This is a genomic window from Larkinella ripae, from assembly GCF_054780775.1.
This window is the reverse complement of sequence record NZ_BAAGVR010000022.1, coordinates 306,548-324,913: the sequence shown is the minus strand read 5'-3', so window position 1 is coordinate 324,913 and position 18,366 is coordinate 306,548. Positions and strand designations below refer to the sequence as shown.

The window sequence follows — 18,366 nt, the reverse complement described above, 5'->3', positions numbered from 1 at the left end:
TATGCCTTGCGGAAAGAAGAGAAAACGCCACAAAATTGCTACCCACAAGCGGAAGAAGCGCCTGAGAAAGAATCGCCATAAGAAAAAATAAGGTAAGCCACCTCAGCAGGTGGACTATTACCATACGGGCCGGTCAATCGGAGGACTTATTCGCTTGTGCAACAGGTGCTTAACCTGACTGCCAACGAACCGATTGCCCGGCTTTTTTCTTTATTTCAGGCCTCTTAACCGCACATTCATCTTGTGAGTAACGAATTAGTCATTAGTTCGACTCAGAAAGGTGATCGGATAGCACTTTTGCAAGACAAAAGACTGCTGGAATATCACGTTGAAGAGTCGGACAGCAGCTTTACCGTCGGCGATATTTACTTAGGAACTGTTAAAAAATTAGTGACGGGCCTCAATGCGGCATTTGTCGACATTGGGTACGAAAAAGATGCGTTTCTGCATTATTTGGACCTCGGCTCGAACATTAATTCGCTTAACAAATTCACGAAAGATGTCATCGCCAAACGGGTCAATACCGGGAAGCTGAATAACTTCAAGCTGGAACCTGAGATCGACAAACTCGGGAAGATCGACAAGGTATTGAACAAGAACGCACCCATTCTGGTGCAGGTTGTCAAAGAACCCATCTCGACCAAAGGACCGCGTCTATCCTGCGATATCTCCATTGCAGGGCGGTATCTGGTATTGGTACCCTTTGCCAGTACGGTCAATATGTCCAAAAAAATTACGGATAAAGCCGAACGGACGCGCCTGATGCGTCTGATGTCGTCGATCAAACCGCAAAATTTTGGCGTAATTGTCCGGACGGTGGCACAGGGCAAAGACGTCGAAGAACTGGACCGCGACTTGACCAATTCCCTCGAAAAATGGGAAAAGGGCATGGCACTCCTGCGCGACGCCAAACCCCGCGACCGGATTATTGGCGAGATGAACCGGGCTTCATCCATTCTCCGCGACATGCTGAACGAATCCTTCGACAGCATCACCGTCGATACGCGGGAGATGTATGATGAAATTAAAACGTACATTCACACGATTGCCCCCGAAAAAGAAAAGATCGTCAAGTTCTACAACAACAACAAGACGAAGGTTTTCGAACAGTTCGGGCTGGAAAAACAGATCAAATCACTCTTTGGCCGGTCGGTAAGTCTGCCCGGTGGCGGTTATCTGATTATCGAACACACGGAGGCTCTGCACGTCATCGACGTCAACAGCGGGAACAAGTCGAATTCTGAAGAAGATCAGGAAGCGACGGCCGTCAGTGTCAACAAGGAAGCTGCCAAAGAAATTGCCCGCCAGCTCCGGCTGCGCGACATGGGCGGAATCATCGTCATCGATTTCATCGATATGAAGAAGCCCGATAACAAGAAGATGATTTTCGACGTGATGCGGGAAGAAATGAAAACCGACCGCTCCAAATTCACCATTTTGCCGCTGACGAAGTTTGGTCTGATGCAAATTACGCGGCAGCGGGTTCGTCCGGAAATCAATATTGTTACCAAAGAAGTTTGCCCCACGTGTGGCGGTACCGGAACGATTCAGGCCAGTATCCTGATCACCGATGCCATCGAGCAGAACTTAGAATATATCCTGACCCGCCAGAACGAGCGGGGTGTTCAGATCATGATGCACCCTTATCTCTTCGCGTATTACACCGCGGGCTGGTGGTCGAAGCAAATGCAATGGTTCATGAAATACAAAACATGGGTCACGTTGATCAAAGACAGTTCGTTCGGCATCAACGAGTTCAAGTTCTACAACAAACAGGGCGAGGAGATTGAGGTGACGGCGGCCTAAGCCGGATTCTTTTCCTTCTGTACCGAAAGCCACTCGAAAGGGTGGCTTTCGGTGTTTAAGAGCGCGCGGTTCGCGGTTTCAGACCTTTCAATGAACCAAGACGAATGATTCCGGTTAGGATACTAAAACAAAAGCCTTCTTCATGCCCCAATCCGCTCCCCGGTCATCCTGGCTACAGCATCTTCCGCTGCTTGTTACCGGTTTTCTGGTAGCCGCCTTTGGACTGGCTTACGCCATCGCACCCGGTTTTCGGGAGTTTCTGCGGGAAGCCGTAGCAATTCTGTCGAGCGACGATGAACAGCGGATTACGCAGTGGGTCGCGCCGTTTGGCTGGTGGGGGCCGTTGCTGATCGTTGTAGCCATGATTGCGCAGATTTTTCTGGTTATTATTCCGTCCTGGGGACTGATGATCGTGTCGGTGCTGGCCTACGGTCCGGTTTGGGGGACGGTTTTGTCCCTGGTGGCCACCGCCGTGGCCGCAACGGTGGGCTATGCCGTTGGTAAATACGTGGGCGATGTGGCCGTGCGAAAACTGGTGGGCGATAAAACCGAGAAAAAGGTGGCTGCGTGGGTAACGGACTACGGTTTTTGGGCGGTCGTTTTTGCCCGGGCATCGCCGTTTATTTCGGGCGACGCCATTAGCCTGATCGGCGGTATTTCGCGCATCGGTTTTCCCAAATTCATTGGGGCAACGCTTTTGGGGGTTACTCCGCTGGCGGTTGCCATTGGCTATTTTGGCGACACCATAAAAAGCCTGAAAACCGGGTTTATCTGGATGACGGCCCTTAGTGTGCTGCTGTTTTTGGGCTATTACCTCTACCAGCGACGCAAAAAAAGGGCGGATCAGCGATCCGCCCCGCCTGGTTTTACTTGAGAATCGGTTCGAGCGCGGCCCGGTTTTCGTCGAGCCACTTTGTAATGTCCGTTACAATTTCCTTAATGCCCAGCTCCGGTGTCCAGCCCGTCAGTTTGGTTACCTTCGTGTTGTCGGTAACATAAAGCCGGATGTCGGCGGCCCGGTTTTCGGCTACGCTGTTGATCGGGATGGTTTTACCGGTAACTTCCTGGCAGATTTTTGTTAATTCCTGCAGGGAAGCACTGCTTTCGACGCCCCCGCCCGCGTTCAGGATTTCGCCGTTGACCTGGTCAATGTTGTGCAATTCCCAGTCAATCAGGCGGTAAAGATCGGCAATGTGGAGCATATCCCGGGTTTGCTTGCCGGTGCCGCCGTAGCCAATATACGCCAGCTGTTGCTCAAAATAATGTTTGGCAATCCAGAGGACCATCACGCCCTGATCGACCTTGCCCATCTGCCACGGGCCGGTGATCACCCCGCAGCGGTTGATGACGGTTTTCAGGCCAAAAAACTCCTGGTATTCCTGAATGATGAGTTCCGACGCCAGCTTGGTCGTGCCGTACAGCGAACGGGCTCCATCGAGCGGAAAATTTTCGGCAATACCCCGGGATGAAACCCCCGGAACCGGCTGATCATCGGTCAGTACAAACCGGCTATCGCTTTCCTCGAAATTCAGGGTTTCGATGGTTTTGATCGGATACACCCGGCTGGTCGACAGGAAGATAACGTTGGCCTTGGATTTCAGGGCGAAACTGAGGCAATTGACCGTACCGAACAGGTTCGTGTTGATCAGGTAGTCGGGCGTTCCGGTCAGGCCAGCCAGAACCGACGGTTCAGCCGATGCTTCGATCAGGGTATCAACCGGCGGAATGGGGTCAAAATCTTCCTTGTTCCGGATGTCGCCGTGCACAAACTGAATACCGGCCTGGGTCAGACGGGCCACGTTCAGCTCGGAGCCTTTGCGTTTGAGGTTGTCAAGAACAAAAATTTCGTAGTGTGGATAGTCTTTTTTGAGCGATAACGCCAGTGAGGAGCCCACAAAACCGGCTCCGCCGGTGATCAATAGTTTCATTCCAGTAAGAGATTAACCAGCGATCCGGTCAGGACGATTAAAAACCGCTACCGGATAACGGATGAACATTAAGTATCGATTCGTTTGAGTTTGACGTTTTCGACCGGCCGGATCACCAGCGGGACTTTTTCAATTTTGACGGCGCTGCTGTCGAGTCCAAACCAGCGGTCTTCGGGGGTGGTGTATCCTTTGATAAAGAAATAAACATCCATCACAATCCGCTCGGTTAACGGCAAATCGTTTTCGAACGAAAGGAATTTTTCGAGCACCACAAACCGGAAATCGCCGATCACGTTCTGGCGGCTGAGCGATTCGTACCGGCTGGTGATGTCTACTTCCTTGTTTTTCACCATGTCCTCGATCACGCGCCGGAAAAAGAGATTGATCCGCTGCTCGATCCGGAAACCCAGCCGGAACGTCACTTTATACACATCATCGGGCGCGATCGTATTCACCTTGTACTCCATGGTATACGGATCATCGGTGGTATCAACGTGGATAAACCAGTAGATATCCGCCCGCTTGGGCCGTTTCTGAAAAATGGAGTAGATGATTTTCGATTCAATTTCGGCCGCCCGGGCCGCGTTGCTCATAAAAACCAGGTGCGTTGCGTATTTCGGAATGCTGATATCCCGGCTGAGTTCTTTAAACGGCTGGATATACTGGTCAATTTTGACGTATTCCGTCAGTCGCAGCTTGATTTTGTTGGCGTTCAGCCAGATGATCATTACCCCCGCCATGATGCCCGCAATGAGTACCGACACCCAGCCGCCGTGCGTAAACTTCGCCAGGTTGGCAACCAGAAAACTTGCTTCAACCAGGAGGTAGAAGATCAGGAAGAACATGACGAACCAGGCGTTGTACTTGTGGGAGTACATGTAGTAGCTGAACAGAATCGTACTCATCAGCATGGTCAGCGTGATGGCCAGACCGTATGCCGCTTCCATTTTCGACGATTCCTGAAAGTAAAGAACCACGCCGATACAGCCCGCAAAAAGCAGCCAGTTGATGCTCGGAACGTACAATTGCCCTTTTTTATTGGTGGGATACCGCAGCCGTACTTTGGGCCAGAAGTTGAGCCGGATGGCTTCGCTGATGAGTGTGAAAGCACCGGTGATCATGGCCTGACTCGCAATGACCGTTGCCATCGTGGCAATGACAATGCCGGCAAACAGAAACCACTCGGGCATTAAACCGTAGAACGGATTTCGTTCGCCCAGTGGCTGGCCGATCATGCTTTCAATGTAAGCGCCCTGGCCGAAGTAATTGAGTAACAGGCACGATTTGACGAAAGCCCAGCTCACCCGGATGTTTCCCCGGCCGGTATGGCCCATGTCAGCATAGAGGGCTTCGGCGCCGGTTGTGGACAGAAAAACCGCCCCCAACAGCCAGAACCCCCCGGGATAATCATTCAGAAAATGGTAAACATAGGCCGGATTAACGGCCTGAAGAATGGATAAGTCATCGACAATGCTCATCAACCCCAGCGTACCCAGCATGGTGAACCAGAGCAGCATGATGGGGCCAAAAGCCGTACCGACCACGCTGGTGCCAAACGTCTGAATCAGAAACAGGAAAGCCAGAATACCGATCACGATCGGCACCGTCGGAATGTCCGGATACAGAATGCGAAGCCCCTCAATGGCCGACGAAACCGAGATCGGTGGCGTAATGATGCTGTCCGCCAGGAGCGCGCTGCCGCCGATGATGGCCGGAATGGTCAGCCAGCGGGCGTGGCGCCGGACCAGCGCATAAAGTGCGAACGTTCCCCCTTCACCCCGGTTATCCGCCCGCAGAATCAGGATGACGTATTTGAAGGTGGTCTGAAGGGTGATGGTCCAGAAAATGCAGGAGAGGGCTCCCCTGATGATGTTTTCCTGAATGGGTTGATCGGGGCCAACAATTCCCCGAAGCACGTACAGGGGCGAGGTACCAATGTCGCCGTAGATAATACCCAGTGCAACCAGCAGACCCGCTGCCGTTACCTTATCCAGGTGTTTTTTATCTTCCATAAAGAGTAAACGCCGTGCTAATTTCAGGAGCGGCTGGTAAAATCCGGGTAAAGATAACGCTAAAAAAAGCAGAAAGGAGAACGCTGAGACCGAAAAAGGCAGGGCGGTTTTTCAACCTTCCGGTTTGCGCCTTTTTGCTAACGGTTTTCGTCCTCTTCTATCACCGGATTTTTCAAAAAAACGCCTAGATGGTCCCGACCAGCAGCACGATGTTCAATACAATAATCAGACCAGCCACGGCCCAGCTCACGGCGGTCAGCCAGCGGGGGTTCACGAAGGAACCCATTTTGAATTTGTCACTCGTAAACAGAACCAGCGGCACCACGGCAAAACTCAGCTGAATGGAAAGAATAACCTGACTGAAAACCAGCAGCTCCGAGGTGCCGTGCTCGCCGTAGAGAATGGTAACGATCAACGCCGGGACAATCGCAATCAGCCGCGTGATGAGCCGGCGCAGCCACGGCTTGAGCCGGATGTTCAGAAAGCCTTCCATCACGATTTGCCCCGCCAGCGTGCCCGTGAGCGTCGAGTTCTGACCCGATGCCAGCAACGCAACGGCAAATAATACACTCGCTGCTGTGGCGCCCAGCAACGGGTCGAGCAGCCGGTGGGCGTCGGTAATATCGGCCACCTGGTGATTTCCGGTGGTATGAAAAGCCGCAGCCGACAGAATGAGAATACCGGCGTTGATGAAAAAGGCCAGAAACAGCGAAACCGTGGAGTCGATGGTGGCAAACCGGATCGCGTTCCGCCGACCGGATTCGGTGCGGGAAAAGTCGCGGGTTTGAACGATGCTGGAGTGCAGGTACAGATTATGCGGCATCACGGTGGCCCCCAGAATTCCGATGGCGATGTACAGCATACCGGGGTTCGTGACCACTTCTTTCTGCGGAATCAAACCGCCCAGAATGGCGGAAACTTCGGGCCGGGCCAGGATAATTTCGTAGGCAAAACAAAGCAGAATGATAAAAATCAGGGCGGCAACGAGACTTTCGAGCCAGCGGAAACCTTTGTGCTGCAAATAAAGCAGGAGCAGAACATCCAGCGCGGTGATGCAAACGCCCACGGCCAGCGGAATTCCGAACAGCAGATTCAGGGCCAGCGCCGAACCAATCACTTCGGCCAGGTCGCAGGCGGCTATGGCAATTTCGCACAGAAACCAGAGCCCGATGGCGACCGGACGGCTGTAGTGGTCGCGGCAGGCTTGGGCCAGATCGCGGCCCGTTGCAATGCCCAGCTTCAGCGCCAGGTGTTGCAGGAGCATGGCAAACAGGTTGGAAATCAGAATAACGGATAAAAGAGTGTAGCCAAACCGGGAGCCGCCGGCAATGTCGGTTGCCCAGTTGCCGGGGTCCATGTAGCCCACGGCCACCATCAAACCGGGTCCGGCAAAGGCCAGCAATCGTTTGTAAAAAGAACCCGTTTCCGGAACCGGAATGCTGGCGTGAACTTCGGGCAATGATTTCGATCGATTTTCAGATTTCCATCCCTGTCCCATTACGGTTGGCTTTTCATTCGTTACCATAGCGTTAGACGGCTATATATTTCCTTGAACCATTAACGCAACAAATGTATCAAATGTTTCTAAATAAAAATTTAGACAAGTCTAAAAATTTTTTGAACGGCAAGAAAAAACTAATTTTGTGGACTGTAACTGGTAGCCAACGCGTTGGTCCGTCTTTTGCCGGTTCTGTCTAAAGAGTTGAGAACGGGCCATTTGAAATCCGTCTTATGCATTCATTCACGGAAGAAAATTATTTAAAGACCATTTATTATCTGGCGGCCCGGCAGGAGGGGGAGGTTACGACCAATTCGCTGGCCGAGATGACGGCAACCAAGGCGGCTTCGGTGTCGGATATGTTGCGGAAGCTCGCGGACAAGCAACTGATTCATTACAAAAAATACCAGGGGGTCCGGCTGACCGAAGAAGGCGAGCGGCTAGCGCTGAAAGTAATCCGGCGGCACCGGATCTGGGAGGTGTTTCTGGCCGAGAAACTAGGTTTTGGCTGGGACGAAGTGCACGAAATGGCCGAAGAACTGGAACACATTCGCTCGGAAGAACTGGTGCAAAAGCTGGATGCTTTTCTGGGTTATCCGCAGTTTGATCCCCACGGCGACCCGATTCCCAGCCCGGCGGGAGACATGCCAACGGTTGAATATTCGAAGCTGTCGGAGGTTAGGGTGGGGGCCGAAGTGCAGGTGATGGGCGTGCTCGAACATTCGCCGGAGTTTCTGCAACACCTCGATAAAACCGGGTTGAACCTGGGCTGCCGGGTGCGGGTGCAGGATGTCAACGCGTTTGATAAATCCGTTTCTGTACAGATTAACCACGAAAAAACGTTGTTTGTCAGTAATGAAGTGGCCCGGAATTTATTGGTTAATTAATCGTTGCCGGGCTGGTTCTCGCAAACATTCATGAAACTTCTCGACTGGTATATTTTAAAGCGCTTTCTGCTGACCTACTTTTTTGTGGTGATGGTCATCGTTCTGGTGGTCTGTGTGGTCGATTACACCGAAAAAGTAGACGACTTCTACAAGCACAAGGCGCCCGGCGACAAAATTATTTTTGACTACTACCTGAATTTCATCCCGTACTGGGCCAATTACATCAGTCCGCTGATGGTGTTTATCGCGACGGTTTTTATGACCTCGCGGCTGGCGGCCAAATCGGAGATTATTGCCATGCTCAGCAGCGGGATCAGTTTTGTCCGGTTGATGACGCCGTACGCCGTCGGTGCGTTGATTCTGAGCGTGGCCACGTATTTTCTGGTGGGCTGGGTCGTTCCGAAAGCCAACCAGACCCGCATTGCCTTTGAATTGAAATACACCAAAGATCCGTATACCTATTCGGGCCGGAATATTCACATCAAAGTGGCGCCGAACGTGTATGCCTACCTGGAAAGTTACAACAACCAAAGCAATACGGGTTACAAATTCACGCTGGAAGAGGTGAAAGGCAATCAGCTCGTACAAAAACTGGCCAGCGACCGCATCGAGTGGAGTCCGGCCAAAAAGAAATGGACGATTTACGATTACAACGTTCGGAAAATCAGCGGTTTGCAGGAAACGTTGACGCGCGGGGAAAAAGTCGATACCTTGCTCAACCTCTATCCGTCGGATTTCGACAGTGACTTTAGCCTTTACGAAACGTTTACATTTCCCGAACTCGATAATTACATCAGCCTCCTCAGCAGCCGGGGGGCCGACGGGGTCGAAACCTACTTGCTGGAGAAGTATTCCCGCCAGACGCGCCCGTTTGCTATCATCATCCTGACGGCCATCGGCGTCATCATGTCGGCCCGGAAAAGCCGCCGGGGGGTGGGCTGGCAGGTGGCGCTGGGCTTTGTACTGGCTTTTGTGTACCTGCTCTTTTTCATGCTGGCCAAAGGCATCGCCGAGTCCGGCAACCTGAATCCGATCATCGCGGTCTGGTTACCCAATATGGTTTTCACGGGCATTGGTTTGATTTTATACCATACCATTCCCCGCTAGTACCCACGGACTAAAGTCCGTGAAGTCGTTTTGATCCGCTCGTATAATTGAAAATTTCACGGACTAAAGTCCGTGGGTACGCATGAACCGCCCGACAACTGCCGATTACCTGCACCTGCACTTTCTGGTCCTGATCTGGGGGTTTACGGCCATTCTGGGGCTGTTGATTTCCGTATCGGCCCCGGCGCTGGTGGTTTACCGGACGTTGCTGGCGGCCCTCGGACTGGGCGTGCTGCTTTATGCGCAGAATAAAATGGTGGTCGTAAAACCGGCCGACCGTCTGAAACTGCTGGCCACGGGTTTGGTTATTGCGCTGCACTGGATTCTGTTTTTCGGAGCCGCCCGGGTGGCCAATGCCTCGGTCTGCCTGGCGGGCATGGCCACCGGATCCCTCTGGACGAGCGTGCTGGAACCGCTTTTCTTCCGGCGCCGGCTGCGAATCATTGAAGTGGGGCTGGGTGTAGTGGTCATGGCGGGGCTGTATCTGATTTTTCGGTTTGAAATCGACCGCGCGCTGGGCCTGCTGATGGCGGTTTTTTCGGCCATGCTGGCGGCCATTTTCACCATTATCAACAGCCAGTTTACCCGCCGGTATCCGGCCCAGACCATAACCTTTTACGAAATGTCCGGGGCTTTTGGTGGTTCGCTGCTGTTTCTGGGAGTATATTTGGCGCTGGGTTTGGAAAAACCGTCGGCTTTGTGGCCCCAACTGACCGACTGGCTCTGGATTGCGATTCTGGCCTTTGTCTGTACGGTTTACGCCTATTCGGCTTCGGTCTGGCTGATGCGCAAGTTTTCGGCTTTTGCCGTTAACCTGACCGTCAATCTGGAACCGGTTTACGGCATCACGCTGGCGTGGCTGTTTTTGGGCGACCGCGAGCGGATGACCCCCGGTTTTTACGCCGGTACCCTGATTATTCTGGTGGCGGTGTTGCTGTATCCGCTCCTGAACCGTCTGAAACCGGCGGCCGACCTTGAAAACAAAACCGCCCACCCCGATTAGTCGTAAGTAACTGTTGATCGAATGAAGCAAACCGCTGCGAATTTATCATCGTTGCAGAACACCGTCGCCCTGCTGTTGTTTGGGCTGGCGCTGCTGCCGCTGCTGGTACTTTCGTTTTATAACCATCCCTCCGCCGTCGATGACTTCTGTTTTGCCGATACGGCCCTGAAATACGGCATCTGGCAGGGACAGAAATTTTATTACGACGGCTGGGCCGGGCGTTATTTCTCCAACCTCATTGTGCACGCCAGTCCGCTGGTCTGGGGCTGGTATGATGCCTACCGGCTGATTCCGGCTTTGCTGATCATTGCCTGGAATGTCGCCCTGTTTGGCCTGATCAGCGAACTGATGCCGACGCTGTCGGCCGGCACGCGGGCGGTGGCCGTCGGGGTGCTCTTCTTCCTGTATGTGCTGGTGTTGCCCAGCCCGGTCGAAAGTTTTTTCTGGCTGGCGGCTGTGGCTTCCTACACCATTCCGACGATTTTTTCATTTTACCTGATCACCGTCATCGTTCGCTGGTACGCGATTCGGCAGCAACCGCTGAAAACGCTCACGACCATCTGGGCCTGCTTTCTGGTGTTTGCCATTGTGGGGTCGAGCGAAACCAACCTGGTTTGGGTGTTGCTGGTGCTGGGCGGGTTGCTGGGCTACCAGCTCTTGTTTCTCCGGCGGATCGACTGGTTTCTCGGTGTACTGCTGCTCATGGCGCTGTTTTCGACCTGGCTGTTGTTCCGGGCGCCCGGCAACGCAATTCGGATGGGCGGGAATCCGGAGAGTGGCAATTTCCTTTTTTCCGTCGGGGCCGCCTTTGGGTATCTGGCAACCGAAATGCTCCGGTGGCTGATTCAGACGCCGGTTCTGGTGCTGGGCGTACTCTGGCTGCCGATTGTTCGGCGGCTGGCCCGCTCCGACAATCCGGCCCGTCGGTATTTTATGGTGCATCCGCTGCTGGCGCTGCTTTTCTGGCTGGGCCTGCTGGGCGGTCTGATCTTTCCGTCGTATTACGGAATCGGCATCGCTCCGGCGCCCCGCGTGATGAACGTCGTGTACACGTTTTTCCTGCTGGGCTGGTTTTACCTTCTGAGCGTTTGGGTGGTGCACGTCGAACGCCGAATCTGGTTTGACCGGCGGTTGAAAACGGCGCAATCGGCCGGGGTGGCCGGAATTGCCGTGCTCTGGATCGGCGTCAATGTGTACACAAGCACGGCCCTGCGGCAGATTTACGGCGACTGGCTGTCGGGCCGGGCGGCCGTTTACAACCGCGAGATGAACGCCCGTCATCGCATCCTGACCGACCCTTCCGTCGAAACCGCCCGCTTGCCGGTTTTGAGCGCCACTCCGCAGACTATCTTCAATAACGACGTCGAGCCGAACCCCCAGCACCTCTGGAACCGCTGTGAAGCCGGATATTATGGAAAAAAAGTGGTTATTTTGGACTCCTTAACGGCCCGGAAGCCGTGATAGTCATGTCCACAGTCTGCATCATCATTCCCTGTTACAACGAAGCCAGCCGGCTACCGGCTGATGCGTTCCTGTCCTACCAGCAACTTCATCCGAACGTGCGGTTTTGTTTTGTCAACGACGGAAGCAACGACCAGACGCTGACGGTTTTGAACCAGTTGGCGCAGCGCAATCCGGCGCAGAACGAGGTGGTGAATCTGGCGCAGAACCAGGGGAAAGCGGGAGCGGTGCGGGCGGGAATGCTCCACGTTCAGCAATCGGCGGTCGATTACATCGGTTATTTTGACGCCGATCTGGCCACCCCGCTGGACGCGATCAACGACCTGCAGCGGTTTTTGGACAACCACCCGGCGCACCAGCTCGTGATGGGTTCCCGCATTCAGCATTTGGGCACCCATATTCGGCGGAATACCTGGCGGCATTACCAGGGCCGGGTCATTGCCACAGCCATCAGTCTGATTCTGCAATTGCCGGTTTATGATACCCAGTGCGGAGCCAAACTGTTTCGCCGGGCTACGGTTCCGATTGCCTTTCAGGGGCCTTTTATCAGTCCGTGGCTTTTCGATGTTGAAATTCTGGCCCGGCTGATTCCGCAATTCGGACGAAAGCAGATTGGCGATTTTGTGGCTGAAATGCCCCTGCGGGAGTGGATCGAGCAGAGTGACTCGCGCATCAAGCTGTCGTATATGTTCCAGATGCCGATTGAGCTGTATAAAATTTACCGAACCTACCGCACTGAACCGTTCCGGCGTTAGTTAGCTATGATTTCGATTTCAGAACCGCTCCGGCGACTTTCTCCTTTCCTGGTTGCTTTTCCGCTTGTCTGTTTTCTGGCACTGGTGCTTCTTTTTGCCAGTAACATCCCCTGGATGGATGATCTGGAAGCGTTTGTCGGTTTTCTCACCCAGTATACGGCCGCTGATTCATTCGCCGAAAAATTTCACGGGCTGCTGGCGCCCAACAACGAACACCGCATTCTGTTTGCCAAACTGACGACGATTTTCTTTTATAAACTGACCGGAACGCTCAATTTTCGCTGGCTGATTCTGGTGGCCTTCGGGTGTTCGCTGGCTATTCTGCTGGTTTTTTACCGCGTTTTCCGGCTGTTTCGTTTGCCTTTGCTGGCCTTTTTGCCGGTAACGCTGCTTTTTTTGCAACCGCAATACCGCCTGACCAGCTTCTGGGCCATCACGGGTTTGCAGCACCTGGCGGTTGTCATGATGATTCTCTGGGCGGTTTACTGGCTGGCCAATCCGGGCCGTTCCGCCCTACTTTCGACCCGGTTTTTGGGCGCCATCGCCTTGCAGCTCCTGGCTTCGTTCTCCATGAGTAACGGCTTGTTCGGCTGGGTGGCCGGTGGGGCGGTTTTGCTGACGCAATGGCGGCTGGAAGGCCCCCGGTATCTCGGGCGGCTGGCGATCTGGCTGGGCGTTGGGGTGGTGGCGATTTTATTCTACTTCCACGATTTTGCCAATTTGCAGGGCAACGAAAGCAGCCTGGCCTTTTTGCTGAAAAAACCGCATCTGGTCTTTTTCGGATTTTTTACGTTTCTGGGCGGTGTGTTCGACTTTCTGCCGGGTGCCCCCATTCTCATTCGCAGCCTTTTACCCACGATGGGGGGCATGGTCCTCGTCTCGCTCCTGTTCGGACAGTTCAAAACCGCCCTGTGGCCCAGCCTGTGGCAAACGGACCGCAAACCAACGGAGCAGGGCCTGAATTACCGGCGGTATTTTTTCGTCGGCGCGTTCGGTTTTTTGCTGGTGACGGCAACGGTGGTGGCGGTTTTACGGCCCCGGTTTGGGTATGACGTCATGCTGGTCAGTAATTACATGCTGTACCCGGCCCTGTTTGCCAGCCTGTTGTACCTGAATGGACTGAGCGAAATCCGGGAACCGGAGCGCCGGAAACGCTGGATGCTGGGCGGCATTGGGTTCGGCTGGCTTATCTGGGGAATAATGTACTTTTTCAACCTGCCGATGCTCGCTGCGCAGAAAATGGCCCGCGAAACCTCGGCTTTCAACCAGAAACACAACAACCTGGGTTTTGGGGCCATCGTCGGGTCGGCTTACGCGGCTGCCAGCGAACAGTGGATGAAAACCGCTGCGCAGAAAGGGTTCTATTCCTATCCCGAAAACAGCTTTTACGCGCCTTACGAAGACGCACTGCTGCAACCGGTTTCAGCCCCGGATGCGTCGCTGCACCTGCGCGTGGAAGAGTCGGCGGATGAAATGCGGGTGGTGACCGACAACTGGCCGCTGCCCGACGGCATCCGCGAAGCCTGCATCGTGGTGAAATCCGACCGGAATACGTATTTGTTTCCGGCCGAAAACCGTTATTTCCCGGTTCCGTATTACCTCCGGCGCCGGCTGCCCAACCTCAGTGCGCGGGTGCTCAAGACGTTTTTACATCCGGGCCGCTACCGGGTGGGCGTGCTGATCGTGTCGGACGGGGCAGCCATCATCCGGTTTTCGAATCAATTGATAAACATACGGTAAGTGGCGAAATAATGTAATTTTGTGAATCCCAATCAACTTGTATACACTTTGTCTGAACCACAGATTTCGATTGTCGCTCCGCTGTATAACGAACGGGAATCGTTTCCACACCTCGTTGCCCGGCTTAATGCGCTGATGGATCAGTCACCGCTGTCGATTGAAGTTGTCCTGATCGACGACGGCAGCCGCGACAACACGGCGCAACTGATGCAGCAACTGGCCCTGACCGATGAGCGCTACCATTGTGTGTTTCTGGCCCGCAACTACGGCCACCAGATTGCGCTGACCGCCGGTATGGCGGCCGCCAAAGGCACCGAAGCGCTGTTTATCATCGACGGCGACCTGCAGGACCCGCCCGAATTGCTGACTGAATTCTACGCCAAATTCCAGGAAGGGTACGACGTTGTGTACGCCGTTCGGAAAAAACGGAAAGAAGGCTTTTTCAAGAAAACCGCCTATTTCCTGTTCTACCGGTTTATGAAATCCATTTCGTACGTCGATATTCCGCTCGATAGTGGTGATTTTTCGCTGATCAGCCGCCGGGTAGCCAACGTGCTGAACCAGATGCCGGAAGAAAGCCGGTTTATTCGCGGGATGCGAAGCTGGATCGGGTTCAACCAAATCGGGGTGGAATACGAACGCGACGCCCGCGTGGCCGGTGAAGCCAAATACACGTTTAAAATGCTGCGTCGGCTGGCCTACAACGGCATTTTCAACTTCAGCGAATTTCCGATCAAGTTCGTGACCAATCTGGGCATGCTTTCCATTGGCGTGGCCATTTTGTATTTTATTCAGACGCTGATCAAAAAATATTTCTTCGGGGGCGTTCCGCAGGGCTTCACCGCCTTGTTGTTCACCATCATTCTTTTCGGCGGTATTCAGTTGATCAGTCTGGGATTGATCGGCGAATATGTGCTCCGGATTTTCTTCCAGAGCAAAGGGCGCCCGCTGTACATCGTCCGGGAAACCATCCGTAAAAAAGAACGAATGCAATAGGAGGATCAGGGCGGAAAGAAAACCTTCGGAATCCATTTCTTTTCTCTCGCTTCTCCATTTTCAGACCAGAATGCTATTTAATTCGCTCCAGTTTTTATTGTTTTTTGTCGTTGTCACGCTGGCGTACTACAGTTTGCCGTGGCGGGGTCGATGGGTGTTGCTGTTGCTGGCCAGTTGTTATTTCTACATGGTCTTCAAACCGGCGTATATCCTGATCCTGTTTCTGACCATCGTGATCGACTACTACGCCGGGATCTGGCTGGAGCGAACCCAACCCGGTTCGTCGCGAAAATGGCTGCTGGTGGTTAGTTTGCTTTCCAATATCGGGATTCTGGCGTTCTTCAAGTATTTTGGATTTTTCAACGAAAGCATCGTCGGGCTCCTCGAACAGGTCAATCTGAACGGTATTGCGCAACGAATCAATTCGCTGGATGTTCGGGTGTTGAACAAAGTCCTGGCGTTTTTCGGGCAACCCACCGCCACGTCGTTCCAGATGGTTGACAAACTGGATATTCTGCCCATCGGCTTGTCGTTCCACACGTTTCAGGCCATGAGCTACACCATCGAAGTGTACCGGGGCAACCAGAAAGCCGAGCGCCATTTCGGGATTTACGCGCTGTACGTCATGTTTTACCCCCAATTGGTGGCCGGTCCGATTGAGCGCCCGCAGAACGTGCTGCACCAGTTTCATACCCATTTTCACTTCAATTTCGAAAACCTGAAAGCCGGTTTGATGCAGATGGCATTCGGTTTTTTCAAGAAAGTGGTCATTGCCGACCGAATGGCCGAAATTGTGGGCCATGCCTACAAAGATCCGACGCAACACAGCGGACTGACCCTGCTCGTCGCTACTCTGGCCTTCAGCATCCAGATATACTGCGATTTTTCGGGCTATTCGGATATCGCCATCGGGTCGGCCCGCACGATGGGCTTCACGCTGATGGACAACTTCAAAACGCCCTACTTCGCGCGCTCGATTGTTGAATTCTGGCGACGCTGGCACATTTCACTTTCCACCTGGTTTCGCGACTACCTGTACATTCCGCTGGGCGGAAACCGGGTCAGCCCGTCAAGGCGGTATCTAAACGTATTCATCGTGTTTCTAATCAGTGGGTTGTGGCACGGCGCCAGCTGGAATTACGTCATCTGGGGCGGTTTGCACGGCGCCTATCAACTCATGGCGGGCTGGCGCGACAAAGCGTTTACGCACTGGGGCATCAAATTTCCGGAGGAGAACAAGGCGTATCAGTTGCTGCAACTGATGCTGACGTTTGTGCTGGTGATGCTGACGTGGGTGTTTTTCCGGAACCACAAGGCGCCGGTCGAAAATGCCTTTCACATTCTGGGTAAAATCATCCTGACGCCCTTCGACGGCCCGCTCAACACCCCCTTTAATACGGCTGAGCTGTGGTTTTGTGTGTTGCTGGTGGCGGTTTTGGCGGTGAAAGAAAAATTCTACCTGACCATTCCGACGCGCAATACGGTTTTGTTTTTTATCCTGTTTCCGCTGATCTGCTTCCTCTCGTACCTGTTTGGCATTTTCACGTCGAACCAGTTCATTTATTTTCAGTTTTAGATCGTTTTTGATTCAGTCAGCAAAAGGGGACGGGCGTCTGGCTGGCTAACGCAACGAGTAAGAACCGGAATCCGGCGACTTTCCGGTCAGAATGCACTGGTGACCGTCATGAAGAAAAACCGCCCCGGCCGTAATGTTCCCCGCTTTTTTCACTTCTTTTTCCTGCTGACGATTGCGTTGGCCCGGCCGCTGTGGGCGCAGGAAGCCCGCTTTGAATCGGAAATCAACGCCTACGAAGACAAGTCCGTCACCGATCCGCCCGTTCCGGGCTCGACTTTTTTCGTGGGAAGCTCCACCTGGCGACTTTGGGGACAAACCCTGGAAGCGGATTTCAGCCGGTTTAACCCCGTTAACCGGGGCTTTGGCGGGGCCACCATTCCGGATGTGCTGCGCGTTATGGATCGGATCCTTCTGCCGCATCATCCGGCCCGCATCGTGTTTTCCTGCGGGGGTAACGACCTGGCCAGCGGTGACGAGCCCGAAACCGTCGTCAAAAATTTCAAAACCTTTCTGGCCCGCGTCTGGAAGGAAAATCCGCTGGCGGAAGTATATTTTGTTTCCAACCGGCACTCCCCGGCCCGGCAAAAATTCCGAAAACCGGTCGATCGGTTTAACCAGCAAATCAAGGCGCTAGCCGGGAAAGTAGACGGGTTGTACTACATTGACGTTGTTCCGCTGACGGACGGGAAAAACCGGGATCAGCTCTTTTTGGCCGACGGTTTGCACCTGAACCGCGACGGCCAGCAGCTTTGGATACCGGTCATTACGGCCGCGCTGGACCAGCAGGAGCGGGCGAGAACGAAACCCGACCCCGCTGCTCTATACCGGAAACGAGTGGCTGCGGGAATTTTTACGGCATCCGACACGGTTCCATCCCTTCGGCAAACGCTGAACCTTGTTTTCATCGGAAACAGCATCACGGCGGGGGCGGGTCTGCAGGATAGGCAGACGGAAGCACCGCCGGTTCTGGCAACGGCGTATCTGCGGCAACAGGCTGAGGCTGATTCCGTTGCGTTTTCCAACCAGGGTGTGGGCGGTTACACCACGGTCGATTTTCTGCCCGCAACCAACAAAGCATTTCCGAAAGTGGCCCAGGCCGCCGACGTGTTCAAAAACCGGGCCGGGCAGTTGGTATTTTCCATCGTACTGGGCACCAACGACAGCGCCATTCAGGGGCCCAACGGGTCGCCGGTTGCCCCGGAAGCGTACCGCGCCAACCTGAAAACCATCGCCGACCGGCTGCTGACCGATTATCCGGGTTGCAGGCTGGTGATTCATCACCCGATCTGGTACAGTCCGACGACCTACAACCGCTCGAAATATTTACAGGAGGGGCTGGACCGTTTGCAAAGCTATTTCCCGCAGATCGACGCGCTGGTGGCGAGTTACGAAGCGACGCATCCGGGGCAGGTCCGGGTTGGGGATACGCAGGGCTTTAACTACTTCAAAACGCATTACCTGACGGATTTTCAGCACGAAACCGGCCAGCAGGGGACGTTTTATCTGCACCCGAACAAAAAAGGCTCGGCCACACTGGGCCTTTTCTGGGGTGAAGCGATCCGGAAGGCGGTGCTGAGAAAACCGTAAGCTGGTATGG

Annotated in this window: 14 protein-coding genes; 11 read left to right on the top strand and 3 right to left on the bottom strand. The window is 53.8% G+C overall.

Going from position 1 to position 18,366, the window contains the following annotated elements; translation table 11 throughout:
• The first annotated feature begins 243 nt into the window (after positions 1-243).
• On the top strand, positions 244-1,806 hold the full coding sequence (locus ACYVHX_RS14180) for an Rne/Rng family ribonuclease (protein ID WP_460672308.1): 1,563 nt from the start codon (positions 244-246) through the stop codon (positions 1,804-1,806).
• Positions 1,807-1,948: 142 nt separating this feature from the next.
• Positions 1,949-2,680: a TVP38/TMEM64 family protein gene (locus ACYVHX_RS14175; protein ID WP_460672307.1), complete on the top strand. Its 732-nt coding sequence runs from the start codon at positions 1,949-1,951 to the stop codon at positions 2,678-2,680.
• Here ACYVHX_RS14175 and ACYVHX_RS14170 read toward each other — a convergent pair.
• The 3 genes from ACYVHX_RS14170 to ACYVHX_RS14160 form a co-directional block, all read right to left on the bottom strand.
• Positions 2,673-3,734, bottom strand: a complete 1,062-nt coding sequence (locus ACYVHX_RS14170; RefSeq protein ID WP_460672306.1) for an NAD-dependent epimerase/dehydratase family protein — start codon at positions 3,732-3,734, stop codon at positions 2,673-2,675. The genes ACYVHX_RS14175 and ACYVHX_RS14170 overlap by 8 nt on opposite strands.
• Before the next feature lie 68 nt (positions 3,735-3,802).
• On the bottom strand, positions 3,803-5,746 hold the full coding sequence (locus ACYVHX_RS14165) for a KUP/HAK/KT family potassium transporter (RefSeq protein WP_460672305.1): 1,944 nt from the start codon (positions 5,744-5,746) through the stop codon (positions 3,803-3,805).
• A gap of 184 nt (positions 5,747-5,930) precedes the next feature.
• Positions 5,931-7,244 (bottom strand): Nramp family divalent metal transporter, encoded by a 1,314-nt coding sequence (locus ACYVHX_RS14160; RefSeq protein ID WP_460672952.1) that lies wholly within the window; start codon positions 7,242-7,244, stop codon positions 5,931-5,933.
• Positions 7,245-7,477: 233 nt separating this feature from the next.
• On the opposite strand from ACYVHX_RS14160, the gene ACYVHX_RS14155 reads away from it, so the two are divergent.
• The 9 genes from ACYVHX_RS14155 (at position 7,478) to ACYVHX_RS14115 (ending at position 18,356) form a co-directional block, all read left to right on the top strand.
• On the top strand, positions 7,478-8,131 hold the full coding sequence (locus tag ACYVHX_RS14155; RefSeq protein ID WP_460672304.1) for a metal-dependent transcriptional regulator: 654 nt from the start codon (positions 7,478-7,480) through the stop codon (positions 8,129-8,131).
• 30 nt (positions 8,132-8,161) lie between these two features.
• The gene (locus ACYVHX_RS14150) at positions 8,162-9,238 is read left to right on the top strand and encodes an LptF/LptG family permease (protein ID WP_460672303.1); all 1,077 of its coding nucleotides are present in this window, start codon (positions 8,162-8,164) and stop codon (positions 9,236-9,238) included.
• A gap of 82 nt (positions 9,239-9,320) precedes the next feature.
• Positions 9,321-10,241: a DMT family transporter gene (locus tag ACYVHX_RS14145; protein WP_460672302.1), complete on the top strand. Its 921-nt coding sequence runs from the start codon at positions 9,321-9,323 to the stop codon at positions 10,239-10,241.
• Positions 10,242-10,262: 21 nt separating this feature from the next.
• Positions 10,263-11,702: a DUF6056 family protein gene (locus tag ACYVHX_RS14140; RefSeq protein ID WP_460672301.1), complete on the top strand. Its 1,440-nt coding sequence runs from the start codon at positions 10,263-10,265 to the stop codon at positions 11,700-11,702.
• Positions 11,703-11,707: 5 nt separating this feature from the next.
• Positions 11,708-12,457 (top strand): glycosyltransferase, encoded by a 750-nt coding sequence (locus tag ACYVHX_RS14135; RefSeq protein WP_460672300.1) that lies wholly within the window; start codon positions 11,708-11,710, stop codon positions 12,455-12,457.
• A 6-nt stretch (positions 12,458-12,463) separates the two neighbouring features.
• Positions 12,464-14,197 (top strand): hypothetical protein, encoded by a 1,734-nt coding sequence (locus tag ACYVHX_RS14130; protein WP_460672299.1) that lies wholly within the window; start codon positions 12,464-12,466, stop codon positions 14,195-14,197.
• Positions 14,198-14,245: 48 nt separating this feature from the next.
• A complete protein-coding gene (locus ACYVHX_RS14125; protein ID WP_460672298.1) occupies positions 14,246-15,193 on the top strand; it encodes a glycosyltransferase family 2 protein in 948 nt (315 codons plus the stop codon).
• Positions 15,194-15,263: 70 nt separating this feature from the next.
• A complete protein-coding gene (locus ACYVHX_RS14120) occupies positions 15,264-16,769 on the top strand; it encodes an MBOAT family O-acyltransferase (protein WP_460672297.1) in 1,506 nt (501 codons plus the stop codon).
• Between the two features lie 108 nt (positions 16,770-16,877).
• Positions 16,878-18,356 carry a GDSL-type esterase/lipase family protein gene (locus tag ACYVHX_RS14115; protein WP_460672296.1) on the top strand — a complete coding sequence of 493 codons (1,479 nt, stop codon included), beginning with the start codon at positions 16,878-16,880 and terminating at the stop codon, positions 18,354-18,356.
• Positions 18,357-18,366 lie beyond the last annotated feature (10 nt).